Source organism: Methyloprofundus sedimenti (genome assembly GCF_002072955.1).
GTDB classification, from domain to species: domain Bacteria; phylum Pseudomonadota; class Gammaproteobacteria; order Methylococcales; family Methylomonadaceae; genus Methyloprofundus; species Methyloprofundus sedimenti.
This window is the reverse complement of record NZ_LPUF01000001.1, coordinates 2,108,817-2,134,712: the sequence shown is the minus strand read 5'-3', so window position 1 is coordinate 2,134,712 and position 25,896 is coordinate 2,108,817. Positions and strand designations below refer to the sequence as shown.

23 protein-coding genes and 1 pseudogene are annotated in these 25,896 nt (G+C 39.9%); 9 read left to right on the top strand and 15 right to left on the bottom strand.

The window, feature by feature from the left end; genetic code table 11:
- Window positions 1–228 precede the first annotated feature (228 nt).
- Genes AU255_RS09465 through lpdA form a run of 3 tightly spaced genes read left to right on the top strand, consistent with a single transcriptional unit; the run spans window position 229 to window position 5,758 of the window.
- Window positions 229–3,069: a 2-oxoglutarate dehydrogenase E1 component gene (locus AU255_RS09465; protein ID WP_080522644.1), complete on the top strand. Its 2,841-nt coding sequence runs from the start codon at window positions 229–231 to the stop codon at window positions 3,067–3,069.
- Window positions 3,066–4,304, top strand: coding sequence for a 2-oxoglutarate dehydrogenase complex dihydrolipoyllysine-residue succinyltransferase (gene odhB, locus AU255_RS09460; protein ID WP_080522643.1), 1,239 nt, complete (start codon window positions 3,066–3,068; stop codon window positions 4,302–4,304). Before AU255_RS09465 ends, odhB begins: the two co-directional genes overlap by 4 nt.
- Window positions 4,305–4,318: 14 nt before the next feature.
- Window positions 4,319–5,758, top strand: coding sequence for a dihydrolipoyl dehydrogenase (gene lpdA, locus AU255_RS09455; protein ID WP_080522642.1), 1,440 nt, complete (start codon window positions 4,319–4,321; stop codon window positions 5,756–5,758).
- A gap of 44 nt (window positions 5,759–5,802) precedes the next feature.
- Here the strand turns inward: lpdA and AU255_RS09450 are convergent, their stop codons facing one another.
- The 4 genes from AU255_RS09450 to AU255_RS09435 form a co-directional block, all read right to left on the bottom strand.
- A complete protein-coding gene (locus AU255_RS09450) occupies window positions 5,803–6,798 on the bottom strand; it encodes an IS30 family transposase (RefSeq protein WP_143735847.1) in 996 nt (331 codons plus the stop codon).
- Window positions 6,799–6,946: 148 nt separating this feature from the next.
- Window positions 6,947–8,545, bottom strand: coding sequence for an ABC transporter ATP-binding protein (locus tag AU255_RS09445; protein ID WP_080522641.1), 1,599 nt, complete (start codon window positions 8,543–8,545; stop codon window positions 6,947–6,949).
- Complete coding sequence (locus AU255_RS09440; RefSeq protein WP_080522640.1) at window positions 8,542–9,873, bottom strand: ABC transporter permease; 1,332 nt, start codon at window positions 9,871–9,873, stop codon at window positions 8,542–8,544. Before AU255_RS09440 ends, AU255_RS09445 begins: the two co-directional genes overlap by 4 nt.
- A gap of 416 nt (window positions 9,874–10,289) precedes the next feature.
- A complete protein-coding gene (locus AU255_RS09435; protein ID WP_080522639.1) occupies window positions 10,290–10,583 on the bottom strand; it encodes a DUF1244 domain-containing protein in 294 nt (97 codons plus the stop codon).
- 270 nt (window positions 10,584–10,853) lie between these two features.
- Here AU255_RS09435 and AU255_RS09430 point away from each other — a divergent pair, with 270 nt between their 5' ends.
- Genes AU255_RS09430 through AU255_RS09415 form a run of 4 tightly spaced genes read left to right on the top strand, consistent with a single transcriptional unit; the run spans window position 10,854 to window position 12,969 of the window.
- Window positions 10,854–11,405, top strand: a complete 552-nt coding sequence (locus AU255_RS09430) for a septation protein A (RefSeq protein WP_080522638.1) — start codon at window positions 10,854–10,856, stop codon at window positions 11,403–11,405.
- A gap of 5 nt (window positions 11,406–11,410) precedes the next feature.
- A complete protein-coding gene (locus AU255_RS09425; RefSeq protein ID WP_080522637.1) occupies window positions 11,411–11,713 on the top strand; it encodes a YciI family protein in 303 nt (100 codons plus the stop codon).
- Entirely contained in the window at window positions 11,710–11,976 is a 267-nt protein-coding gene (locus tag AU255_RS09420; protein ID WP_080522636.1) for a BolA family protein, read from the top strand. The genes AU255_RS09425 and AU255_RS09420 overlap by 4 nt, the downstream gene beginning before the upstream one ends.
- A 15-nt stretch (window positions 11,977–11,991) precedes the next feature.
- A complete protein-coding gene (locus AU255_RS09415) occupies window positions 11,992–12,969 on the top strand; it encodes a peptidylprolyl isomerase (RefSeq protein WP_080522635.1) in 978 nt (325 codons plus the stop codon).
- A gap of 115 nt (window positions 12,970–13,084) precedes the next feature.
- Here AU255_RS09415 and AU255_RS09410 read toward each other — a convergent pair whose 3' ends face one another.
- The 10 genes and pseudogenes from AU255_RS09410 to AU255_RS09365 form a co-directional block, all read right to left on the bottom strand.
- A complete protein-coding gene (locus tag AU255_RS09410; RefSeq protein ID WP_233144599.1) occupies window positions 13,085–13,975 on the bottom strand; it encodes a fructosamine kinase family protein in 891 nt (296 codons plus the stop codon).
- A 20-nt stretch (window positions 13,976–13,995) separates the two neighbouring features.
- On the bottom strand, window positions 13,996–14,559 hold the full coding sequence (locus AU255_RS09405; protein ID WP_080522634.1) for a tetratricopeptide repeat protein: 564 nt from the start codon (window positions 14,557–14,559) through the stop codon (window positions 13,996–13,998).
- An 893-nt stretch (window positions 14,560–15,452) separates the two neighbouring features.
- Window positions 15,453–16,447: pseudogene (locus AU255_RS09400) on the bottom strand (IS30 family transposase).
- Between the two features lie 101 nt (window positions 16,448–16,548).
- Entirely contained in the window at window positions 16,549–17,151 is a 603-nt protein-coding gene (locus AU255_RS09395; RefSeq protein WP_080522632.1) for a hypothetical protein, read from the bottom strand.
- Window positions 17,152–17,222: 71 nt separating this feature from the next.
- Window positions 17,223–17,726, bottom strand: a complete 504-nt coding sequence (locus AU255_RS09390) for a hypothetical protein (RefSeq protein ID WP_080522631.1) — start codon at window positions 17,724–17,726, stop codon at window positions 17,223–17,225.
- Window positions 17,727–17,959: 233 nt separating this feature from the next.
- Window positions 17,960–19,618 (bottom strand): ATP-binding protein, encoded by a 1,659-nt coding sequence (locus AU255_RS09385; RefSeq protein ID WP_080522630.1) that lies wholly within the window; start codon window positions 19,616–19,618, stop codon window positions 17,960–17,962.
- A gap of 177 nt (window positions 19,619–19,795) precedes the next feature.
- Complete coding sequence (locus tag AU255_RS09380; RefSeq protein ID WP_269844807.1) at window positions 19,796–20,041, bottom strand: transposase; 246 nt, start codon at window positions 20,039–20,041, stop codon at window positions 19,796–19,798.
- Between the two features lie 917 nt (window positions 20,042–20,958).
- Entirely contained in the window at window positions 20,959–21,186 is a 228-nt protein-coding gene (locus tag AU255_RS09375) for a FeoC-like transcriptional regulator (RefSeq protein ID WP_080522628.1), read from the bottom strand.
- Window positions 21,183–23,495: a Fe(2+) transporter permease subunit FeoB gene (gene feoB, locus AU255_RS09370; RefSeq protein WP_080522627.1), complete on the bottom strand. Its 2,313-nt coding sequence runs from the start codon at window positions 23,493–23,495 to the stop codon at window positions 21,183–21,185. The genes AU255_RS09375 and feoB overlap by 4 nt, the downstream gene beginning before the upstream one ends.
- Complete coding sequence (locus tag AU255_RS09365) at window positions 23,495–23,737, bottom strand: FeoA family protein (RefSeq protein ID WP_408606479.1); 243 nt, start codon at window positions 23,735–23,737, stop codon at window positions 23,495–23,497. Before AU255_RS09365 ends, feoB begins: the two co-directional genes overlap by 1 nt.
- Before the next feature lie 309 nt (window positions 23,738–24,046).
- Here AU255_RS09365 and aat point away from each other — a divergent pair, with 309 nt between their 5' ends.
- Window positions 24,047–24,739, top strand: coding sequence for a leucyl/phenylalanyl-tRNA--protein transferase (gene aat / locus AU255_RS09360; protein WP_080523319.1), 693 nt, complete (start codon window positions 24,047–24,049; stop codon window positions 24,737–24,739).
- Window positions 24,727–25,434 (top strand): arginyltransferase, encoded by a 708-nt coding sequence (locus AU255_RS09355; RefSeq protein WP_332889040.1) that lies wholly within the window; start codon window positions 24,727–24,729, stop codon window positions 25,432–25,434. Before aat ends, AU255_RS09355 begins: the two co-directional genes overlap by 13 nt.
- A gap of 249 nt (window positions 25,435–25,683) precedes the next feature.
- Here the strand turns inward: AU255_RS09355 and AU255_RS21375 are convergent, their stop codons facing one another.
- Window positions 25,684–25,788 carry an Arm DNA-binding domain-containing protein gene (locus AU255_RS21375; RefSeq protein ID WP_408606478.1) on the bottom strand — a complete coding sequence of 35 codons (105 nt, stop codon included), beginning with the start codon at window positions 25,786–25,788 and terminating at the stop codon, window positions 25,684–25,686.
- Window positions 25,789–25,896 lie beyond the last annotated feature (108 nt).

Below are 25,896 nucleotides of genomic sequence, written 5' to 3'. Positions count from 1 at the left end.
AGTGCAAATAATGTAGATGTCGCATTAAGCTGATTATTATGCCATGCTGCAGGGTTAACGCCACATCCTACAGGCCTTTAGAAAAAAACGATACATCATTAAGCACTCTAGCCAGCTATTAAAACTCCGGTATTGAATTTTATTTCACTAAGCCTTTCACCAAGTTAAACTTTCTTGGTAATATACAGTTAAACATACCGCAACTTGTACGATTAACTGGATTTTTTCATGAGTGACTTGCTTAAATTTTTTCAAGATACCTCTGCTCTCTATGGAAGTAATGCACCTTATATAGAAGATTTGTACGAACAGTTTCTGGAAGATCCTGATTCCATTGAAAAAACCTGGCGTGAAAAATTCTCGCAATTACCACAGACACACAATAAACGCGATATTGCACACAGCCCGGTCGTAGAACGTTTTGCCCTGCTTGCTTCGTCTAACTCATCACGCATTGCTGAATTACAAGGATTTACTGAAGAAAGCGTCAAAAAACAATCATCAGTGGCACGTTTGATTAATCATTTTCGTTCGCATGGACATGAAATGGCGACCAATAATCCGCTGGGTGAAATCCACCGTCATGTACCCGATCTGGATCCGAATTATTATGGTTTATCTGAACCTGATATGGATACTTTATTCGATACCGGAACCTTATATGGTGTAGATCGTTTACCCTTAAAAAAAATTATCGCCACGTTAAAAGAAATTTATTGCGGCAATGTTGGTACTGAATATATGCATATCTTTGATGCCGACATTAAGCGCTGGATTAAAAACCATCTGGAGGGTTCAAAGCCAGGCGAAGATCTTGATAATAAAAAAAGGATCTGGTTATTACAGCAATTAATCGCTGCAGAAGGCATAGAAAAATACCTGCATCGTAATTTTGTCGGCCAAAAACGCTTTTCACTGGAAGGTGGTGAGTGCCTTATCCCTATTCTGGATGAAATTATTCAACGCTCGGGCAAACATGATACCAAAGAGATCGTTATTGGCATGGCTCATAGAGGTCGCCTAAATGTACTGATTAATATACTAGGCAAAAATCCTGCGCAACTTTTTAGTGAATTTAAAGGCACTGCTACAACTGATCGGGGCGTGATTACCGGGGATGTCAAATATCATATGGGCTTTTCTTCAAATATGCAGACTGATGGCGGATTTGCGCATGTGACTATGGCATTTAATCCATCGCATTTAGAAATTATCAATCCTGTCGTCGAAGGCTCTGTTAAAGCTCGTCAGGATAGATATGGAAAAGACAGTAAAAACAAGGTAATTCCTATTCTTATTCATGGTGATGCTGCTTTTGCTGGACAAGGCATTGTTATGGAAACTTTGAATATGGCACAAACTCGCGCATTTGATAACGGAGGTACAATTCATATTGTAATTAATAATCAGATAGGGTTTACCACCAGCAATCCATTCGATGCACGGTCTACACTGTATTGCACCGATGTTGCGAATATGATTCAGGCACCCGTGTTTCATGTGAATGGCGATGATCCCGAAGCCGTACTTTTTGTCACTCAAATGGCCATTGATTACCGTGCTACTTTTAACAAAGATGTCGTTATCGATCTTATTTGCTATCGTCGCCGTGGTCATAATGAAGCCGATGAACCATCGACCACTCAGCCAATGATGTACAAAAAAATCAATTCCTTAGCCACTACTTGCTCGCTGTATGCTAGCAAACTGATTAAACAGAAGTTTTTAACCGAACAACAGGTGCAGGACATGGAGCAGTCCTATCAGGATCTACTGGATACAGGTGAAACGGTTTCACGCCCCATTATTGATTCCAACTACTCCTATTCCAAGCTTTGGGACAAGTATGTCGGCCAACAATGGGATATATCTTGTGATACCAGGGTTCCTCTGGAACGGATACGCTTTTGTAATAACCAGTCTCAACGTTTACCACCAGGATTTGAATTACATCCTCGGGTTTCTAAAATTATGGAAAATCGACGCAAAATGGCGGCTGGAGCAATGCCATTAGACTGGGGTTTTGCTGAAAACATGGCTTATGCAACCCTGCTTATGAATCAATTCAATGTGCGTTTGGTGGGGCAGGATGTTGGGCGTGGTACCTTTTTTCATCGGCATATTATTTTGCATAATCAAATCAATGGAGAATCCTATATTCCTGTTAAGCACCTGGATATTAAACAAGGCCATGCACAAATTTTTGACTCAATTCTATCTGAAGCGGGTGTTTTAGGCTTTGAATATGGATACAGTTCAACAGTTCCTGAAACTTTAACTATATGGGAAGCTCAGTTTGGTGATTTTGCAAATGGCGCACAAGTATTAATAGACCAGTTTATTAGTTCTGGTGAAAGCAAATGGGGACGTTTATCGGGGCTGGTCATGCTCTTGCCTCATGGTATGGAAGGACAAGGTCCGGAACATTCATCTGCCCGTCTGGAGCGCTATTTACAATTATGTGCTGACCAGAACATGCAGGTTTGCATACCGTCAACCCCGGCACAGATATTTCATTTATTACGCAGACAAGTGATACGTGATTACCGTAAACCACTTATTGTTATGTCGCCGAAAAGTTTATTAAGGCATAAAGCGGCTGTTTCAACTCTGGAAGATCTGGTTGATGGCCATTTTCATACGGTTATTTCCGAGATAGATACAACAATAGATGCTAACAAAGTTACCCGGTTAATACTTTGTTCGGGTAAAGTTTATTATGATTTGCTAGAAGCACGAACCCAGAATAATCCAGATAACGTCGCCATAGTGAGAATTGAGCAATTATATCCTTTCCCGATTAGAGACTATTCCGCAGAATTTACCAAGTACCCCAATTTAGAAAAAGTCATCTGGTGCCAGGAAGAGCCTCAAAATCAAGGTGCCTGGTATCAATCACGACATAATTTTTATATATTCAAACCTGATCATTTGAAACTAATTTACTGTGGTCGCCAGGCGTCTGCATCACCGGCTGTCGGTAATTTGGCCAAACATTTAGAACAACAAAAAGAAGTTGTAGAAATGGCTTTATACGGCCAAGCTGCTGCAGCAAGGAAAACATCATGAGCATTGAAATACGCGTTCCAGCTTTACCCGAATCAGTTGCAGATGCGACTTTAATCACCTGGCATAAACAAGTAGGTGACACTATTCAGAAAGACGATAATCTGGTAGATCTGGAAACTGATAAAGTAGTACTTGAAGTTCCTTCCCCGATCTCAGGCGTATTAAGTGAAATACTTGTACAAGACGGGAGTCTGGTCGTCAGTGGTGATTTGCTGGCTAAAATTAACACTGAAACTGAAACTGAATCAGCAACTCAGGATCCAGTGCAAGAACCCGCCAAGACCGAAGTTACAAATAGTGATATCCCGTTAAGTCCTGCTGTACGGCATATTATTTTTGAAAATAATCTCGACCCAGCCATGATTACAGGTACGGGTAAAGGTGGTCGCCTCACCAAAAGTGATGTAATAGATTATTTAGCACAAAACTCAACACCTCCCGCTCTCCCTGAAGCAAAAATAGATCCAGAACCCGCAGCACCGGAAAAAGAATCCATTGTTAATCAGGTTAGCCCACTGTTAAATACTAACGGTGCACGTCCTGAACAACGTGTACCTATGACGCGTTTACGTGCTAAAGTCGCGGAACGTTTATTGCAGGCGCAGCAAAACGCGGCCATGTTGACTACCTTCAATGAGGTAAATATGCAAAGCGTAATTAACCTGCGTAAGCAGTACCAGGAGCGTTTTATTGCTAAACACGATGTTAAATTGGGCTTTATGTCCTTTTTTATTAAAGCCTCGATCGAAGCACTTAAGCGCTTTCCTGCTATTAACGCTTCCATTGATGGTGAAGATATCATTTATCATGGTTATTATGATGTGGGAATCGCTGTATCTTCCCCCCGTGGTTTGATAGTGCCTGTGTTACGTGATGCAGATCAGCTCGATTTCTCGGGTATTGAAAAGAATATTGTTGATTTTGGCCAGAAAGCCAAAGCCGGTAAACTTACTTATGAAGAACTCAATGGTGGCACTTTCACAATTACCAATGGAGGTATTTTTGGCTCTATGCTGTCTACTCCTATTCTAAACCCGCCACAGTGTGCAATTTTAGGTATGCATGCAATTACCGAGCGACCCATCGTAGAAAACGGGGAAATTGTTATTCGCCCAATCATGTATCTTGCTTTATCTTATGATCATCGCCTGGTAGATGGACGTGATGCAGTGCAGTTTCTATATGCAATTAAAGAAGGTCTGGAATCGCCTGCTCATTTACTACTTAATATTTAAGTTAGGATTACCTCATGTCTCAACAAAAAAATGATTTCGATGTTATTGTCATAGGTGCCGGACCCGCAGGATATGTTGCGGCGACCCGCGCTACTCAACTTGGTCTTAAAACGGCTTGTATTGATAATTGGGACTCAAAAAAATCTACTCCTTGTCTTGGTGGCAATTATGTCAATGGAGGATGTATTTCTGCCGTCGCACTATTAGAGTCAGCTAAATTATTTCATCTAGCCAATCATGGCCTGGCTGATCATGGTATCAGTGCAGACAATATAAAGGCTGATATTCCCAAAATGCAGAAGCGCAAAGAAGCTATAGTTGCCTTATTAAATCAACAAGTGGAACAAATATTTATCGATAATAAAGTTAAAACCATTAAAGCCCATGCTCAACTTATCAATCCTAATCGAGTAGAAATAATTCCCTTTAGCGACAACTTACCCAAAGTCATTACCGCTGATAAAATCATTCTTGCTGCAGGCTCTAGCCCTGTGGAGCTGAAATTCGCCCCGATAGACAATGAATTTATTATTGATGTGCAAAAGGCATTGAATTTACAAAGTGTCCCAAAGACACTGGGAATTATTGGTGCCGGCGCAATAGGTATCGAGCTGGCTGGTATCTGGAATAAATTAGGTACAAAAGTGGTTCTGCTTGAAGCACAAGAATCTTTTATGACCATGGCTGATCAGGAAATATCTGATGAAGCTTTTAAACTCTACTGTAAACAAGGCATGGATATTCGTCTGGGCGCACGGGTTATTTCCACTAATATAGAACAAAACCAGGTAAATGTGGAATATGAAGACAAGCAAGGACGACATCAATGTTTTTTTGAAAAACTGGTAGTCGCTTCAGGCAGAAAACCCAATACGGAAACTCTCATAGCAGCATCCGCAGATTTGCTGCTCGATGAAGAAGGCTTTGTGCATGTCGACGAGAATTGCTGTTCAACACTACCGGGCGTTTATGCAATAGGTGACCTGACATTATCAGGACCAATGTTAGCGCATAAAGGTATTGAAGAGGGAATTTTTGTCGCTGAACTGATCGCAGGCCAGCAATCCCCGATTAACTATCACACTATTCCTAATGTCATTTATACCGACCCTGAAATTGCCTGGGTAGGTCAAACGGAACAAGACCTGCTTGCCATAGGCGAGAATATCAAGACCAGCAACTTCCCTTTCAGCTCAACCAGTCGCTCGCAAATTAAGGGCACAACGTCAGGTATGGTGAAAATGATTATGCAGGCTGATACAGAAGTCATATTAGGCGTTCATATCATCGGTTTTCTGGCCTCTGAATTAATAGCCGAGGCTGTTTTAGCAATGGAGTTTTCGGCAACCGCTGAAGATCTGGCACGGACAATCCATGCCCACCCGACTCTCTCTGAAGCAATTCACGAAAGTGCATTATCCTTAAGCGGGCGTTCATTACATATTTCTGTTTGATATCCGCAATTCAGTAAAACTTTGCCTGTGAATGACACGCGAATTCAAGCAATTAATGCAACACCCTGTGATTTATTTATATCAACCCCCGTTATTTGGCAAAATACTTCCCATGGAGTTCTGTAATTTAACCCTTTTCTTGGACGATGATTAAGTGCTGTAATGGCACTATCAACCTCATCTTGAGTTACCTTATCCAAAGGTTCTTTTTTAGGGAAGTATTGCCTTAATAAGCCATTGTGGTTTTCATTTAAACCTCGTTGCCACGAATGATACGGTTTGGCAAAATAAGTGCCGCAGTCAAGTGTTTTTGCAATGGCTTCATGCCCACAAAACTCACGTCCATTATCAAAGGTAATCGTGTGAACCCAACGTTTAAAAGGCTCAAGAGCATTGATAATCGCCTCTTTCGTTAATTCAGATTCTTTACGCTCAATTGAGATGGCGAAGTTGAGCTTTGAGACCCGTTCAGTCAGCGTCACCAATACGCCTTTATGTCCTTTACCGATAACAGTATCTGCTTCCCAATCACCTAAACGCGTTTTATCATCAACCACTTGTGGTCGCTCATCAATATCAACACGGCTGGGTATCGTTCCGCGATAATCATTTTTTCCATATCGCTTACGATAAGGTTTGGCTTGATGCCTCAAATAAGTATACAAATCGCCACCGGCTGCTTTGTTAGCTAAAATATAACGGTAAATAGTCTCATGACTGACGGAGTCCTTACCTTGTTGTTTTAAGCGTCCTGAAATACAGTCAGGGCTCCATTTCTCTTTGATTAAAGGCGTTATTATCTGTTGTAACTCAGCCGTCATCTTGATGTTTTTGGGCTTATCAATATGGCGTTGTTTAGCTATTCTCTCAGCTTGCTTGTAACGATAACCACACTGACCTGTATTACGCGTAATTTCACGTCCAATAGTCGATTTATGACGCCCCAATGTGATGGCTATTTGATTCTTAGAAACGCCTTGTTTTAGTTGCGTATAAATGTAAAATCTTTCCTCTTGGGTTAGATGGTTAAACGTGTTCATTGAGCACCTCTTTTTAGTTTCAGGTTTTAGTCGACGGAAACTATACCATCTAACCCTTTAAAGAGGTGTTGCAGTTATTATATGAATTCGGGACAATTGAAATGGTCCGCAATTATGAAAAGAAAAGAGCTTGAGGTCTCTTTAACTATCAATGCATTAACACTGGCACAGCACTTAACAGTTTTTGCGTATACGGGTGTTCAGCATGCCTTAATACTTGATCGACTGTGCCATACTCAACAATTTTACCTTGATACATGACAGCAATCTCATCGGCTATTTCAGCAACTACGGCAAGATCATGAGTAATAAATAAGTAACTTATATTTTCAGTTTGCTGTAGATGCTTTAATAATGCAATAATTTGTTTTTGTACCGAGACATCTAAAGCTGAGGTCGGCTCATCGCAAACAATTAACTTAGGCTTAACAGCCAAGGCACGGGCAATACAAATCCTTTGTCTTTGTCCGCCTGAGAATTCATGCGGGTAACGATATAGTGCCGTTTCATCCAGGCCTACTTGTTTTAATAAGCCGGATACAATAACAATGCACTCTGACTCCTCTAACTCAGCATGCAAAGTCCGGAGTCCTTCAGCAATAATATCCACGATCAGCATTCTTGGGTTCATCGCAGCAAAGGGGTCCTGGAAGACAATTTGCATCGCTGAACGTTGCGCGCGTAGTTCTTCACTTGAAAGAGATGCTAGATCTACCCCGGCAAACTCAACCTGTCCTGCCGTGCTGGGAAGCAGATTTAAGAGCCCTTTTCCTAAGGTTGTTTTACCACAACCGGATTCACCCACTAATGCTAAAGTCTTACCTGCTTCTAGTGTAAAACTCACATCATCAACGGCTTTAACATGATCGACAATGCGCTTAAACAATCCTTTTCTAATGGGATAATACACTTTAAAACCGGTTAATTTTAGAATAGCAGTTGATTCCGGCTTTGCTTTTTCTGCACGATAATTTATATCTGGCAAGGCATTGAGTAATTTTTGCGTATATTGATGTTGAGCATGACTAAAAATATCTTTATTCTCTGCGACTTCAACAATACGGCCGGATTGCATTACTGCAACCCGATCAGCCATATTCGACACCAGTGCCAGATCATGACTGATTAGCCATAAAGCCATGCCATTTTCCTGCTGAATTTTCTTTAATAATTGTAATATCTGCGCTTGAATTGTGACATCCAAAGCAGTCGTAGGTTCATCGGCAATCAATAAGTCCGGCTCACCTGCCAGAGCAATCGCAATCATTACCCGCTGACGTTGCCCTCCCGACAATTGATGTGGATATTCATTAATGCGTCGTGATGCATCAGGAATGCCGACTTGTTCTAAAAGAAGCAGAACTTTTTCAGAGCATTGTGCTTTAGTTAAAGAAAAATGCAGCTGTATGGTTTCTGCGATTTGCTGACCAATGCTCATTACAGGATTGAGAGAGCTCATCGGGTCCTGGAATATCATAGCGACACGCTGTCCACGAACACGACATAAATCGGCTTCAGGAGTACGTAATATATCAATATCTGCAAGCTGTATGCTATCAGCCTGCAAAGTAGCTTGAGCAGGGTGTAGTCGTATAACTGAAAGTGCTGCCAGAGATTTTCCAGAGCCAGACTCACCTACCAAGGCAAAGGTTTCACCTTTATTAATATAAAAGCTAATACCCTTAATGACACGCTCCGTAGCAAAGCTTAATTGCAGATTTTCAACAGTTAATAAAGGCGTGCTCATGATTGCGCAAGCCTCGGATCAAAAGCATCTCGCACACTATCTGCAAATAGATTTGCCGCAAGAACCAGGGTAAACATAAACACAAAAGATGCCGACAATGACCACCAGACTATTGGCTCACGTGCCATTTCCAGACGTGCACCGTTTATCATGTTTCCCCAGCTATAAGTCGTTGGATCAACGCCGATATTGACGTATGACAACACCGCTTCGGCCAGCACCAAAGAACTGAAATCCAGGACCACAGAAATAAGTACGATATGCATCACATTGGGCAGAATATGACGATACAAAATAGCATAGCGAGGAACACCTAATGCCTGTGCAGCCAGTACATATTCCATTTCACGCAACTTTAAGGTTTCCGCGCGGAGCATACGACACAGGCCGGTCCAGCTAGTCACACCTAAAATTAAACAAAGAAATAGCAGGCGCATATCGGCTCGCACCACCAGACTGGTAAACTGCTCCTGATGGTTCGCCATATACACTTGTACCATTAGAATAGATGCGGCAATTAGCAATACCCCGGGAATTGAGTTTAACGTAGTGTAAACATACTGAATAATATCATCTACCCAGCCGCGAAAAAAACCCGCTAAAATACCGAAAATTATAGCTAAAGGCAGCATAATAAGCGTGGTTAAAGAGCCTATCACCAACCCTGTGCGGATACTTTTAAGTGTCTGATAAAAAACATCTTCTCCCACTTTATCCGTACCCATCACATGATAATCAGCAGAAAGCTCCACTAACATATAACTGAGAGTACTCAAAAATAAAAGGGTGGAAAAAACCGTATTGACTGTTTTATTATTAAAACTCGTTTGATGCCATAACCAGTGATAAGCATAAAAAAAGATTATGATAACGGACGAACCTTTAACAAAACCGATCCACGCTTTGTGTAATATATCAGCAATTTTTTCTGCTTGAACATCACTTAAATGACTACCCCCATATTCCAAGCGGGGGTACCCCCAATAAGGCGCCTGATCAGCGACCATTATTAATTCCTTACTGTATAAATATGCCGAAAAAGGAGCAGAATAAGTTTTTTCATGACGTAAACGTATCGGGTTAGCCCAATAATCAAATACACTGATAATGTCATTATTTTGACTGCCACTCGGTCTAAAATGTATTGAGTCTAATAAACCAATAAACAGAAAAAATACCAGAAAAACTAGCGCAGTCATTGCTGTTCTGTTATGTGTAATTTTTTCCCATGGGCGTACAAAATGTTCTTTGCCGCGTAAATTCAGTAAAAGTAAGGTGATGACCGATATAAGTATATAAATCAGTGCATCAGTCCATAAAATGATCATAAATTTATATTTTGTAAAGTAGATTCTAGCCTGCTATGGACAGCATTAAAAATCAGTTAAATAAAACCTGAACAGTATAATCCAAAAATGAACTAATAAGGAAGGCTAGTGAGTCGTCCCGTTCTGTCCATTTCCTTAAACGTTAATCTTGCCTGGTTTTGTATTGTTTGTTCACTATCAACATAAAAAAAGCGATTCATTTGCCAAAAGAAATAATAAAGTAGTAAATACCCGGTAATATTGCTCAACTCCAGAGCATAAAACGCGAGCTCGAATATGCATCGGCATAATTTTTAACAGTCTCCCCTAACAATTAATTCAGTGTTGTCGCTAATGGAAAAGTAATTTTAAAGTGTTGCATTCATGACATACCACACCTAAAAAATGGCATCAAACTGGATGACATTCCCTCTTGATTACTGTTGTTTTTTACTTTCAAATATAGCGAGTTGTTCAGCGGTTGCCTGTTTTTGAAATTGATCTTTCCATTCGTCATAAGGCATACCATAAACATATTCTCGCGCAACATCATAATTCATAGGCACGCCTTCTGCCTGTGCAGCAGCCATATACCATTTTGCCAGACAATTACGGCAAAAATCGGCTAAATTCATTAAATCAATATTTTGTACTTCTGTATGTTCTTGTAAATGCACTATTAATTGCCGAAAAGCGGCTGCTTCAAGTTGCGTTTGCGTATTAACGTCCATGATTACCCTCCAAAAAAAAGATTTATTCTAGCAGAAAGCCTAAGCAGATCATGTACAAAAGTAAAAAAAACACCTACAATCACATAAAAGTTTTCCTATAAACCTGACATTATTAGTTATAAATTTTTTTTTGAATAATATGCCCTATGCCAGACATTTATTCTTAGGTGCTTAATTAAAAACATTCTGGTTAACAATTATGTTTAGAATTTATCTCCATTACCCAATAAAAGTATTGATTTTTACTCACCAGTCCCCACTTCTATTTTCATGAATAAACTACTTTTTGATTTTTTCCCTATCGTCCTGTTTTTTATCGCTTATAAAACCTACGACTTATTTGTTGCCACTGCTGTTGTTATTGCCGCAACCTTCGTACAGGTTGGCTATAACTGGTTTAGGCACAGAAAAGTAGAAACAATGCAGTGGGTTACTTTAGGCTTAATGGTTGTCATGGGTGGAGCAACCTTATATTTGCAAGATGAGCAATTTATCAAATGGAAATTAACCATTATTGAATGGTTATTTGGCATAGTCATTCTTGGCAGCCATTTTATCGGCAAAAAAACCATTATTGAAAAAATGATGGGGGGTAATATTGAATTACCAAATAAAATCTGGTCTATTTTAAATTTTGTATGGGCGCTATTCTTTATTAGTGTTGGCTGTATCAATATTTATGTGATGTTTAATTACGATACTGAAACCTGGGTTGAGTTTAAAACTTTTGGAGTCCCTGCATTAATGTCCGTCTTTATTTTGCTACAGGTTATTTTTATGTATCGCTTCATGCCTGACACGGAATCTGAATCAAAGGAATAAATATCATGTTATACGCTATCCTAAGTGAGGATATTGCTGAAAGCCTGGAAAAAAGAATGTCTGCACGCCCTGCACATCTAGAACGCTTGCAGGCCCTTCAGAATGAAGGTCGCCTCGTCATCGCAGGCCCGCACCCAGCCGTTGACAGTAACACATCAGGTGATACAGGCTTTACTGGCAGCCTGGTCATTGCCGAATTTGATAATTTAACAGCGGCAAAAAACTGGGCTGATAATGACCCTTATATTGATGCAGGTGTTTATGCAAAAGTTTCCGTTAAACCTTTTAAGCAGGTATTCCCACAATGACCGTTGATTTAATTAAATCATTACTTACAGTATCCTTAACACCCGAGCAACTTGAAGTAGCCGATAATAGTCAGGCTCACGCTGGCCATGCCGGTGCTCGAAGTGGTGGTGGCCATTATCATGTGCGAATTGTATCCAGTGCTTTTGAAGGTAAATCATTAGTACAGCGCCACCAACTAATTTATAAAGCCCTGGGCGATTTGATGAAACACGAAATTCATGCCCTGGGTATAGATGCTTTCACACCAACTGAGTCACACTAGAGGAAAATGACCATTATGAAATTAAAAGTAATCCCTTTTTTACTAGCAGGATCTGTTTTATTAACTGCTTGTCAACAAAATGCCAATAACATTACTTCACCTACCATTCAGAAAGAAGATGCAGTTGCGGTTGTTAATGGTCAATATATCAGCAAATTTGCTCTGGAAACTTTGACCGAAGAAGTTAGCGAACGTGCTCGTGGACAAAAAATTCCAACTGAGAAACTTATAGATGAACTCGTACGACGTAAGTTATTAGTTCAGCAAGCTGAAAGCAAGCACCTTGACCAGACACCTGAAACACAAGAACGTCTAGCCATGATGAAAAATGCGCTGTTATCACAGCTTGCTATTGAAGATTACATGAAAGCAAACCCTGTTACAGATTCTGAACTAAAAGCTGAATATGATAAACAAATCGCTGCAGTTGCTGGAACAGAATATAAAGCAAGTCATATTTTAGTACCTGAAGAGAGTGAGGCTGTATTAATTATTGCTGAACTTGATAAAGGTGCTGATTTTGCAGAGTTGGCTAAAACAAAATCTACCGGCCCGTCCAAAACACAAGGCGGTGATTTAGGCTGGTTTGCTGCTAAGCAAATGGTTCCAGAATTTTCAGCGGCCGTGGTTGCTTTAGAAAATGGCAAATATACTGAAACACCGGTTAAAACTCAGTTTGGCTGGCATGTCATTTTACGCGAAGATTCAAGAGAGCAAACACCACCTCCATTTGAAGCAGTTAAGGCACAGCTAGAACCTTTAGTTCAAAGACAAAAAATGACGGCTTATCTAGATTCACTACTTAAAGATGCAAAAGTTGAAATTCTTATTTCAGACGAACAACCTGAACCAGTAGCTGTTATTGAAACAGTCACTGAGGAAGCAACCCCAACAACTGACACTGTCACTGACACAGTAGAAGAAATAACACCTACCTCGGATACTGTCACTGAAACAGTAGATGAAGTAGAAGCAGTACCTACTGCAGAGTAGTATTGTTTAACCCAGATGAAAAATCATGGTTGCTAGCCCTTCTTCAAGGGCTAGCAACCAATTTTGCTTGTACACATGAGCAATATACCCTAGATACAAATTCTAGCCGTAATTTTTAAGTACTTTCACTTATTAATTGCTGCATCATCACTTCTACCTGACGCAAATAACCGTTACCAAATAAATTCAGGTGATTCAGAATATGATATAAATTATATAAATTCTTTCGTGTTTTATACCCTGAATCTAAAGGCCAGTGTTCACTATAAGCTGCATAGAAATTTGCACTAAATCCGCCAAATAATTCGGTCATCGCTATATCCGCCTCTCGATCTCCATAATAGCAAGCTGGATCGTAAATAATCGCTTGGCCAGCTAAATCTGCGGCTGCATTACCGGACCATAAATCGCCATGCAATAAAGAGGCTTGAGGTTGGTAATCAGAGAAAAAAACAGGGATTAGCTGACATAGCTTCTCACCTTGCGATTGAATTTTACCCGTATAACCATTGTCTGCTGCCAATTTAAGCTGTGCAGTTAATCGCTGTTCCTGCCAAAAATTTACCCAGTTATTATCCCTGGTATTTTTTTGCTGGTTACTACCGATAAAATTATCATGATGCCAGCCAAAATAATCTCGCTTTATTTCATGTAATTCTGCTAACTTGCTGCCTAACTGTTGCTGGGTCGATTGTAGTGCCGACTTTAATTCAACATACTCCAGTACTAAAAAGGCAAATAGACCTGATATCCCGTATGCAATAGCTTCTGGAATGCGTAAAGTTTTAGTTTGCGCTAATTCTTGTAGCCCCAAAGCTTCCATTTCAAACATAGCCAGTAAATCAGCACGATTCAGCTTAACAAAGTAACTTTGCTCTGCGCCTTGCAAATGAAAAACCTGATTAATATCTCCACCATGTATTGCATTGGCTTTTAACAGGGTAAAGCTTCTTCCTGTCGCCTGTTCGATCGCTTCAATAACTATTTGCCACTCTTGCATCTGCATTACCGAAAAACCTCGTAAACCTAATACTGACTGGCTTTCTTTCTAGCCTGTTCTGCCCCTGCCATATTTCCCAGTTGTTTACGCGCCTCTGCAATTAATAACCAGTTCTGTCTCTTTAACTGTGCATTGCCTTCAGCTAATAATTCAGATTTCTTTGCCAGGTTCTCAGCCATGTCAGGCTGACCTTGCTGCAATCGTAATGTAGCTAATTTATACAGTAACAATGCATTGCGTGGTTCTATACGCAATGCGCGCTCAATAGTTGCCACTGATTCATTCAGGTTGCCCTGCTTATAACTGGAATCTGCTTCTGAAAGTAATGCGATAACCACAGTCGATGATTTTGGCTGAGAATTAACATTAACAGCAGGGTCAAGGTCTTGCTGCTTAATAATAACAGGATCTTGCACGGTCTTAATCTGTGTTGTTTGATCCGGGATTGTATTAATTGTAGACTTTTTTTCCTTATTGGCGGAGCGGTCAATTTTCTCATAAACAGGCGCGGGAGCTTGCTTACTGCCAAAACTGCTACAACCGGCTAATAGCCAGGCAATACAAACAAGTAACGTAATTTTTTTTTTCATATTAAAAATAGTTTATTGAAACAACACAACACATTGAAAATAATTATCCAAGAACAACAACTCATTACATAATTATTCATAAAAATAAATAACTCACACGGACCTAATTATTATAACTGCTAATTATATCCCATTCTGTGTTGAGTTTTTTCCACATTTGGTTATTCTGGTATTGTAAACAGCTAATGTCGGAAATCTGGAGCCTGGATAAATACCTGTTTAATATATACTACGTGTGGTCGCGAGTGCGGAATTTATAACGAATTGATTTTAGTCGAGAGAAAGGCGGTGAAACTGATGTATAGCAAGCTACGCAACTGTTTCAGCAACGCGGCTATCGGCTAAAGTCGGCCGCTAGAAAACCGCATATGTGGCCACGCGAAGTATAGCGTTAAAGTTTGATAGATTGAAACCGAAAATGGATACTGTCATCACTGCTATAAATAAATCTATAGAGAGACATAAAACAAATGAGATTATTAATTTTCTTGAGTAACTTTCCTGCGATAGCGATTGTAACTACAAAAAATGTAATGAAAGCAATAATATTCCTAAATACGTATAACGTCAGCCTATAACTAAAATTCTTTGTAGCCCGTTATGGTGCTAGCGGAATAGGGGATATTCATGGCATCTATTCCTCACATTCCGTAAACCCCATACGGTCTACATTAGATTTATACGCATTTTTAAAGATAGCTGAAGCTTGTGGGTAATCAGGTTGAAATTTGAATGTATTCAAACGAGAAGTAAAAATCTTTATCGCAGGTAAAAAGCTTATTTTAAGTCTACGAGGTATTCCCCAACTCAGCAAATCAATAAAGCGTAAACTAGGAAAGTAGCTATCCTCAATTATTGTATTCAAAATAACTAAACATTAAACTTCCGCGAATTCAAGCAATTAATGCAACACCCTGTGATTTATTTATATCAACCCCCGTTATTTGGCAAAATACTTCCCATGGAGTTCTGTAATTTAACCCTTTTCTTGGACGATGATTAAGTGCTGTAATTGCACTATCAACCTCATCTTGAGTTACCTTATCCAAAGGTTCTTTTTTAGGGAAGTATTGCCTTAATAAGCCATTGTGGTTTTCATTTAAACCTCGTTGCCACGAATGATACGGTTTGGCAAATAAGTGCCGCAGTCGAGTGTTTTTGCAATGGCTTCATGCCCACAAAACTCACGTCCATTATCAAAGGTAATCGTGTGAACCCAACGTTTAAAAGGCTCAAGAGCATTGATAATCGCCTCTTTCGTTAATTCAGATTCTTTACGCTCAATTGAGATGGCGAAGTTGAGCCTTGAGACCCGTTCAGTCAGCGTCACCAATACGCCTTTATGTCCTTTACCGATAACAGTATCTGCTTCCCAATCACCTAAACGCGTTTTATCATCAACCACTTTTGGTCGCTCATCAATATCAACACGGCTGGGTATCGTTCCGCGATAATCATTTTTTCCATATCGCTTACGATAAGGTTTGGCTTGATGCCTCAAATAAGTATACAAATCGCCACCGGCTGCTTTGTTAGCTAAAATATAACGGTAAATAGTCTCATGACTGACGGAGTCCTTACCTTGTTGTTTTAAGCGTCCTGAAATACAGTCAGGACTCCATTTCTCTTTGATTAAAGGCGTTATTATCTGTTGTAACTCAGCCGTCATCTTGATGTTTTTGGGCTTATCAATATGGCGTTGTTTAGCTATTCTCTCAGCTTGCTTGTAACGATAACCACACTGACCTGTATTACGCGTAATTTCACGTCCAATAGTCGATTTATGACGCCCCAATGTGATGGCTATTTGATTCTTAGAAACGCCTTGTTTTAGTTGCGTATAAATGTAAAATCTTTCCTCTTGGGTTAGATGGTTAAACGTGTTCATTGAGCACCTCTTTTTAGTTTCAGGTTTTAGTCGACGGAAACTATACCATCTAACCCTTTAAAGAGGTGTTGCAGTTATTATATGAATTCGGGTTCACACGCTTATTGCTTAGCGTTAACGCTTTCCATTGCGACTATACCAGCTGTCATTTCATCCAGAGATTTTTGCGTTTGCATCTTTTGCCATATAACAATATCATTTTTCATACTGGTTTTTACTGCATTTTCTAGTAAAGTCTTACTGGTATTTTTATCCAGGCCGACCAGCACATACATCCTGCCCTCTGGCCCAAGTTGCGACTTATATGGCTTAGCTACATCCAGTGTTTCCACCGAAATATTATTAATTGTACTCGCTCCGGCTTTAATCGCTTTTTTATTCTCTACTCCAAGCGAAGTGAGATATTGGGTGACTGATTTACCCGCTTTCAATTTAAATAACTCGGTAAGATTTTTAAGTGCAGCTATTTCAGCCATATCTTGCATATAATTTATTCCTGCAACCGATTTATCTACAACACCAACAGCTTGAATATCTAATCCAGAAACAGGCCCACCACAGATCCAGCCAGGCGCCGCCTGCTGATTCGGAAATACACAGATTATCGGGATATTTTCTTGCTGATCTACCTGTTGAACACACGCTAGTAGATTAAAGACTGAGAAAGTTATGATCGGTATTTTGATTAGCTGAAAAATTGACATACTATCCTATATTTATAGTCACTTAAAAAAATAACTTGCTTTGATATAAGTTCATATAAAAACCATTCCCATCAAAAAGCAAACAAAAAAATCAGCGTAAAACCCAAACAATAAGCACAGACCAATTTAATCTTGCTAGCTAATGAAAGCGACTGCCAGTGTGAAGATTTACGCTTTTTATAGTTTAACCAGTCAACCGTGAGATGCCTTTTCAGACGATAGACAAATCTTACGCCATGAAATAGTTTGTATAAACCAAACAAAACAATAATCAGTGCTACATTAACAATAATTACTTCATTATGATGCTTAGCGGTCGAAAAAGTCTCTGCTATTACTGATTCCAGAATTTCCTCAATAAATTCAATCAGTAAATGAATGACTTCAAAAATGAGTTCTAGCGCCATAAGTGTTAAATCTATCAGAAAATCAAAACTCAGGATGATGATAAACACTAAAAGAAATTTTAGGGCCACATGTATCAGCATTTCCTTATCGGAATGAGGTGCATGCATATCAAGTTTTATATCATTCTCAACAGCATTTTCTTTATCAAAATTATTTGGCTGTTCCATACTTTTAATCTTGGTATTGCTTAAAGATTCGCCATGTTTAATGACTCACTGATAATATTAAAGAGCATATACATAAACCTTTAGAATAAGCGGATATTCAAGCTATCAAATAAAACTTGGTACATTAATAACATACTACATCATCTTGCCTAAACTACTCAGGATTATTAGAATTCTATTATACCCATGTTGATATATTTGCACCTACTCAAACTCATAAAGTAGGCGTGGTTTTATTTATGTGTTTGAGTTCGCCATAGATGTACGATTTCATCCACATCTATATCATCTACTCCTTTTCGCCAACTGGTAAAATAGTCTACATCATTACTTTTCGGCTCAGGATCAGGTTTATAAATTTGGACTCGCGTAGGCAATGGTGCGGCCTCACCTAACACTAACGCCTCTCCTCGGCCTAATGAAGCCAAAATATCCGCTAAATCGCCTTCAGCTTCTGGTACCAGACCCCGAATATAATCCTGATCGTCCGGATTAGTGGTACGCAAACAAATAAACGAACTGCATTGGGCCAGCATAGTTTCTGATAACTCTGTAGGTCGTTGACTGACGACTCCTATCGAAACTCCATATTTACGCCCTTCTTTCGCTATACGCTCCATCTGGCGCTTGGTTCCTTCATATTGACCATACTTTTCTCTGGGAATATAGGCATGTGCTTCTTCACAAATCAAAGTAATCGGAAACTCACGTCGTCTTGGGTTCCAGTAATTAAATTCAAAAGCAAGTCTACCCACCTGTGCACAAACAGCGGGCCTTACATCGGTAGGAATAGCACTTAAATCGATCACGGTCACGTTAGAGTTATACGCTCCTATACCTACAAATTCACGTAATAAATCTGCCATGGTATCTGAACTAGTACGTTTTTTGGGTTTTAGTAAAAAGTCGTAACGCACATCATTGAAACGGCTTTGCATGCGCACTAAAAACTCATCGAACTGTCCAAATAACGGGCCTGTCACTTTGCCAAATTCTTTCCTTTCTTCATTGGCATTTTTAAATTGACGGTACATTTCAGCTAATGAAAAATAAATAGGCGTATCAACTGAGACAACACCCAAGTTTAGTTCTTTAGCAGTCTCACGCTTTAAGTGTTGTAATATCTCACGCATAAAAGCCATTTGAATGGATGCGCCTGATTCTGATCGGTCAATAAATAAGTCGACTAATTCCGCATAAGTCATCATCCAGTATGGCATTTCCAATTCTGTTGCTGCAACATAATTAACTGCCGCAGGAGGAAAAGCCGATTGAATGTTGCCTGATTCATCTTTCCAGCAATATTCACCATGTAAATCCAGCAACAGAAGGTTGCATTTGGGCATGGATTTTATGGTATTCTGAATTAAACTGGTGACAGTCCAGGACTTACCTGATCCTGTTTGCCCAACAATGGCAAAATGCCGTCCAAATAAGGCACGAGGATCAAGACTTAAATGATAATCTTTGTGCGCAGAAAGTTGTCCAATAAAGAACTCATAGCTTCTATATTGTGAAAAAATAGCATTAATTTCGGCAAGACCCACGGCATAAACTTTGGCCCCCGGTGTTGGATAATGGCGCACGCCTCGAATAAAGGTTTCATTTCCTTTTAATTCACCCACGGGAATTAAAGCAAAGAAACGATCAGTTCGTCGCTCTCCATGTTCAAAACGATCTTGCTCACGCATTTTAAAAACCATCGCCAAAACGGCTATATTGGCCTGTCGAATAACCACGTAGGAGCCAATACTGGCAGCCAACATTTGCTCGTCACCAATAATCAGTACGGGGGTTTCAGTCGCGAATTCTTCGACGACACGAGCTTCCATGCCATCGCCCCTCACTTCCGTTAGAATACCGATTAAAATATTGGATTGCTGCTCTGCCATTAAGATTCCCTATTATTTAGATAATGATGTTAGCTTAGCCCAGTTTTCTGTTTTAGTTAAGAGAGCGTGCTAAAAACGCCGACGCTTTTTTACTCCAGCTGATTAAGTCAAATACCTTCGGCCAAGCAGGAGGCTTGTAATCGTGAACCGCTCGAAGTGGGTTAATTCATTTACCAACTAAAGGTGGTAAGTAGCTTTATTTAAATCGAATCGACCTATTCGCTTATCCTCGTCTTCCTGATGCTTAATATAATTTCTCACCGTTTTCTCATTTCTATCCACTATGGAAAAATAGTAACCTCTTGCCCAGAAACTCTGCCCTGTAAAATTCTTGCTTCGCCCCATATAGGTTCGGGTAATCGATATAGCACATTGCCCTTTAATAAATACAACAACCTGTGACACTGAATATTTGGGAGGAATCGAGATTAAAATAGGCTATGTCACTGTTAAATGTGGATTTTATCTAGCTAGAAAAAGGGGCTGTGCGACTAAGCGGGGGAATTTCTGATGAGCAAGTTTGCATTCTAATTGCTCGTGATCATTCAAAACAAACAGTAGATTTTGCAACAGGCAATAGCCCAATAAGCAAAATTGTTCTTGATACTCATTTAAACCTAGAAACCGCAGTTGACCGCTATAAAACATTATAAGTGACTGAATAAAAATATAATGATCGTAAATGCTTGTCACCTGTTGAGTGACTCTACTCCGCTTCACAGTTTTGAGGATAAACCTGAGCACGAAATACTGCGTTACAGCTCTTGCCAAGGGTTACGGGCCATTACCTGCGTACAGTGCAGTGTCTTTCACACTCAGATTTTCTAAAAATCCGTGCTCAACTGATATTTCTAGGTTTAAGCTAATGCTAGACCAGGATGCTCTCATTGTGAGTGATGGCAATCCAACTTATGGTGCATTTTGTAAAGCTGAAAAGTATCTCATAAAATCGTTAATATGCGTCAAGGGCAGCCGAATTACTAAAGAGGCCCATCAATATATAAAATGAAAATGCATACCACCACTTTAAAGCATGGCTAGACTGCAGTCATGGTGTAGCAACCAAGGATTTACCTAATTATTTGGTTTGGTGCAGAATTATGGGTCGGAACCACAATCTAACACCTGAGCAATGTTACATTCCGCTCTGGGTGATTTTCAATACTTAACGGTGCATAGCCAAATTATATGAGGTATTCATCGTTTGTTTCCTTATCTATTGAACTTTAAGAGGTTCACGGATAAGGAGACTCACGACGATTCCCGTAATTGTAAAACTTTACTAGTCCCCCAGCAGAGCTGGCTTACGCATTTGAAATTATCATATGGATGAAAGAACTCTAAACTTTATCCACCCACTCATAAAGCTCGGTCATTGCAGGGTCACATTTACAACAACCTGTACCACAGGCAGATCCTTTATCCAATTGTCTAACTTTACCTTTACTAATCCATTTAAGTAACATACCGCGTAAAGCATCTGCCTCAATATCAAAATGATTAGCCATCTCGAGCAAAGAAAGTCGCTGCTGTTGTTTTAAATAATCACGCAACTCAGATAAAATCATGCTGTTTTCCCCCTTAGCTCAGTCCTTCCCGCTATCCAAAAAGCAAATATTACTCCAGAAAAGCACATTAATAAGCCAATAACCCAGAATAAAGAAGCCTCTCTGTGCTGTGTAAAGGTAGCCAGTTGATAGAAGATAGTTGCTGTCATATAGGCAATACCTGTAGTCCATGAAACAACAAATATCGTCCACTTAGTGCCTGTTTCACGTTGAATTGCAGCTGTTGCCGCGACACAGGGCGCATACAGCAGGATAAATAATAAATACGCAAAGGCACCCGCCTGACCATCAAAACGCGCCTGCATTTCCCCAAAGGTGCCATGACTCACTTCCTGCTCTTCTGCAGCAGATTGCATATCACCTACATTACCAATATTAAGCCCTAATGGATCGAGCAAATTATCTGCAACAGCAGCCAAATTTTCTGGAATAGTCAGCGCCGCATCAATCAAGCTTTGTTGAAAATCAAAAACTGTTGGTTCTTGTTCTACGCCTTCTAAAGCCAGTTGAGTGTATAAAGCATCCAGCGTACCAACGACAGCTTCTTTTGCCAGAATTCCAGTAAAAATACCTACCGTTGCAGGCCAGTTATCTTCACGGATACCCATAGGTTGAAATACGGGTACTAAGGTACGTCCTATTTCACTCAACACAGATTTTTGCGTGTTTTCCTTACCAAAACTACCATCGATACCTAAAGAATTCAAAAAATTCAGAACCAGAACCATGGGTACAATAACTTTACCCGCATTAACCAGAAAAGTTTTTAAACGATCCCATGTGCGAATAGCAATACTTTGCAAAGTGGGTAAATGATAATTCGGCAACTCCATAATAAAAGGTGTAGATTCACCTTTAAACAAGGTATGACGCATAATTAAACCGGTAAAAACCGCCACCATAATACCAAAAACATACAAGGCAAACACCAGGTTCTGCCCACCTACGGGAAAAAATGCGGCTGCAAATAAAGCATAAACCGGTAAGCGCGCCCCGCAAGACATAAAAGGGTTCATAATATTGGTTAATATCCTGTCTCGCTGGCTTTCCAGGGTACGGGTAGCCATAATCGCAGGGACATTACAGCCAAAGCCAACTATCATCGGTACAAAAGATTTACCGGGCAACCCGATCATACGCATAAAACGATCAACAACAAACGCTGCACGCGCCATATAACCTGAATCCTCCAGTAAGGATAAGACCAGAAACAAAAAGCCAATAATAGGAATAAAAGTAGCAACAACCTGCACACCTCCTCCTGCGCCACTTGCTAATAAAACCACAAACCATTCAGGCAATGACAGAGCGTTTAATAGCACTGCAAAACCATCAACAAACACGCTTCCGGCAACTTGATCAAAAAAATCAATAAAGGCGCTACCTATATTAATAGTGATCATAAACATCAAATACATGACTAACAGAAAAATGGGGATACCTAAATAACGATTCAAAACCCATTGATCGATTTTATTAGTCATACCCCGACTAACTTCATTTATTTTATTAACACAACTCTGCGTCATTTTATTAACAAAACCATAACGCGCATCAGCGGCTAAAATATCTACTTCATCGTCAGTTGCATCTTCAATCGCCTGCTCCAGCACCTCTGCCTGATGAATGAGCTCGCTGCCAGCAATTTTCCGAGCCAAAGTATCTCTTTCTAATAAACGTATCGCTAACCAGCGTGTATCACAATGGTGCTCAATGGCTTTTTGTTGCAAAGCAACAGTTAAAGTATAAATTGCCTTTTCGATTTCTGGATGATACTCAATATCTAAATGCGGAACAGGCTTTTTAAAAGCAGCAAGGTTAATACTCGTTTTCAGCTCTTTGATACCCTGACGCATAGAAGCAGAAATGGCGACAACTGGACATGCGACCTGCTCAGCCAATTGCTCGATATCAATTTCCAGGCCACGCTGTGCAACGACATCCATCATATTCAGCACAATAATCATCGGCACACGCATTTCTATTAACTGAGAAGTTAAATACAAATTACGCTCAATATTAGACGCATCCAGAATATTAATAATTAAATCTGCTTCTTTAGCAGCTACGAAATCTCTGGCAACACGCTCATCCAGAGAAATATCATTATCGGCTTCTAAAGAATAAGTACCTGGTAAATCGACAACTTCAACCTGCTTCTCTTCATGCGTATACTCGCCGGTTTTCTTCTCTACAGTCACGCCAGGCCAATTGCCAACGTGCTGACGTGCGCCCGTTAACGCATTAAAAAGTGTCGTCTTACCACAGTTAGGATTGCCGACAACAGCGACTGTATAATCAATCTGCATCAAACCTTCTCTATACTTAAAATATCGGCTTCATTTTTACGTAAAGTCAAAGAAAAACCTCTCAGGGCAATTTCCACCGGATCACCCATTGGAGCATAACGTACGATAGAAAACTCGGTCCCTGGAGTTAAGCCCATTGCCAACAAACGCTTTCTATACGCTCTGCCTTGCTTGCTAAAACCTGTAACTCGCCCTTTATCGCCTATAGCCATATCTTTTAAATCAAATATTCTCATATCCATTTACTTCTCCAATTAAGAGTAAACACCTATCTAATTAATAATCATTCTCATTAATGGTATTGAATATAGCATATTCCAAAAAAAAAATCCTTTTTTTCTTACTTATCCTGGAAAAAGCAGTTATTCAAATAAAAAAGGAAAAAATACGCTGTTGCAGGAGGAGATAGTGGGGGATCAGGGAATAGAAGTTATTCTCATTAGTCAACTATCTTGTGGCTAACAAAGCTTAAATCAACAACTTTCCTTGCTCCTCTTTCTACATCTAGTCATTATTCCTTTATAATACTTGTATTATTTCTAATACCCTTAATCATGTTAACACTTCTTGACCCAAACTTTGCGAATCAGGACTTCCCATCAACTCACCTCGCTTTACGCGATCCAGATGGTTTGTTAGCCGTGGGCGGCTGCCTATCAACCCAGCGAATTATTAACGCATATAGCCAGGGAATTTTTCCCTGGTATAGTAATGAAGACCCTATTTTATGGTGGTCACCCGACCCCAGGTTAGTTATTTTTCCTAAACAATTACATATTTCCAGGAGCTTGCAAAAAACTCTACGCAAACAAGACTTCAAAATCAGCTTTGATACTGCGTTTACCGAAGTAATCAAAGCCTGTGCAGCGCCTAGATCACAAGAATCGGGCACCTGGCTAACGGCTGAAATGCAAGTGGCTTATATACGCTTACATGATGAAGGCTACGCTCATTCAGTGGAGGCATGGCATGATAATAAGCTAGTAGGTGGCTTATATGGGATAGCTATTGGTCAGGTATTTTTTGGCGAATCCATGTTTCATAGCAAAACTGATGCCTCAAAAGTGGCTTTTGTCAGCCTTATTCAGCAACTTTCATTATGGGACTTTCAGCTGATCGATTGTCAGGTTCACACCCAACACCTGGTCAGCATGGGCGCAGAAGAAATTAGACGCACCCGGTTTTGCTCATTACTGCAACTTTATAAGCAACGTAAACCTGCGGTTCATGCATGGCAAACATGATTTCTATTCCTTTATATCTTGATAAGCCGCATAAATGCAGTTATTTAGCGGATCACAGCGCACAATTCGCTTATATACACCCGGATTTTTCAGTAAATACCGATATTTATTCCCAGCTGATTAGCCAGGGATTTCGACGTAGCGGTGATTATGCCTATAAACCCTACTGCGCTACTTGTAAAAAATGTATTCCGGCACGCCTAGCTGTAGAAGATTTCCAACTATCTCGACAGCAGCGCAGAACCTTAAAAAAGAACACTGATATTGAAGCTAAAATCAAACCCGCTAAATATGAACAAGCGCATTATGACCTCTATCAACTTTATCAATTAAGCCGTCACACTGGTGGTGACATGGCTAATACCACTGAAGAAAACTATATTAATTTTTTAAGTAGTGACTGGTGTAATACTCTGTTTGTCGAGTTTTCCTGCAATAATGAACTAGCTGGTGTCGCCGTAATTGATCTGCTTGATAATGCCCTATCCGCTGTGTATACTTTTTTTGACCCTAAGTTTTCAGCTCGAAGCCTCGGAGTATATGCTGTACTTTGGCAAATAGAATACGCCAAATCACTTGGGTTAGACTGGCTTTATCTGGGTTACTGGATAGAAAGCTGCCAAAAAATGTCCTATAAAATCAACTATCAACCTCTGCAAGGGCTACTTGATAATCAGTGGCGACTAATACCGTAAACACAATGTAACTGAGCTCTTATAATTGTATGTGGACGATACTTCCCAATGCTGTTTCCTGTAAATTCACCAACTCATCAGAAGAGTAGCAACCAAATATTTCCTGCATTAAAAAGAAAATCCATCCCCCTGTCGATATACTTGATTAGTAAATGATTTCTCCCTATTTCATTTGTTTGCCACTCAATATAATCAGAAAGGCACGGAAAGCTTCTTTTTTTATATGGCGCGACAACTATTAGCAAACCACTAAATATCAGGATAAGCCCCAATAGCTAAAGCTTTTCGCTTGCTAAAAATTCGATAATCAAGCCTAAAGTATTTACTACAACTCTTAAGAATTAATAAATACATGCCATTTCAATAGCAAGCCTATACAGCATTCCTGTGGCTTTGCGGCTTTTATGGCGGTACTTGATAAAGTCATATTGGCGGTACCTGGCGGTACTTTTTCCTATCTTT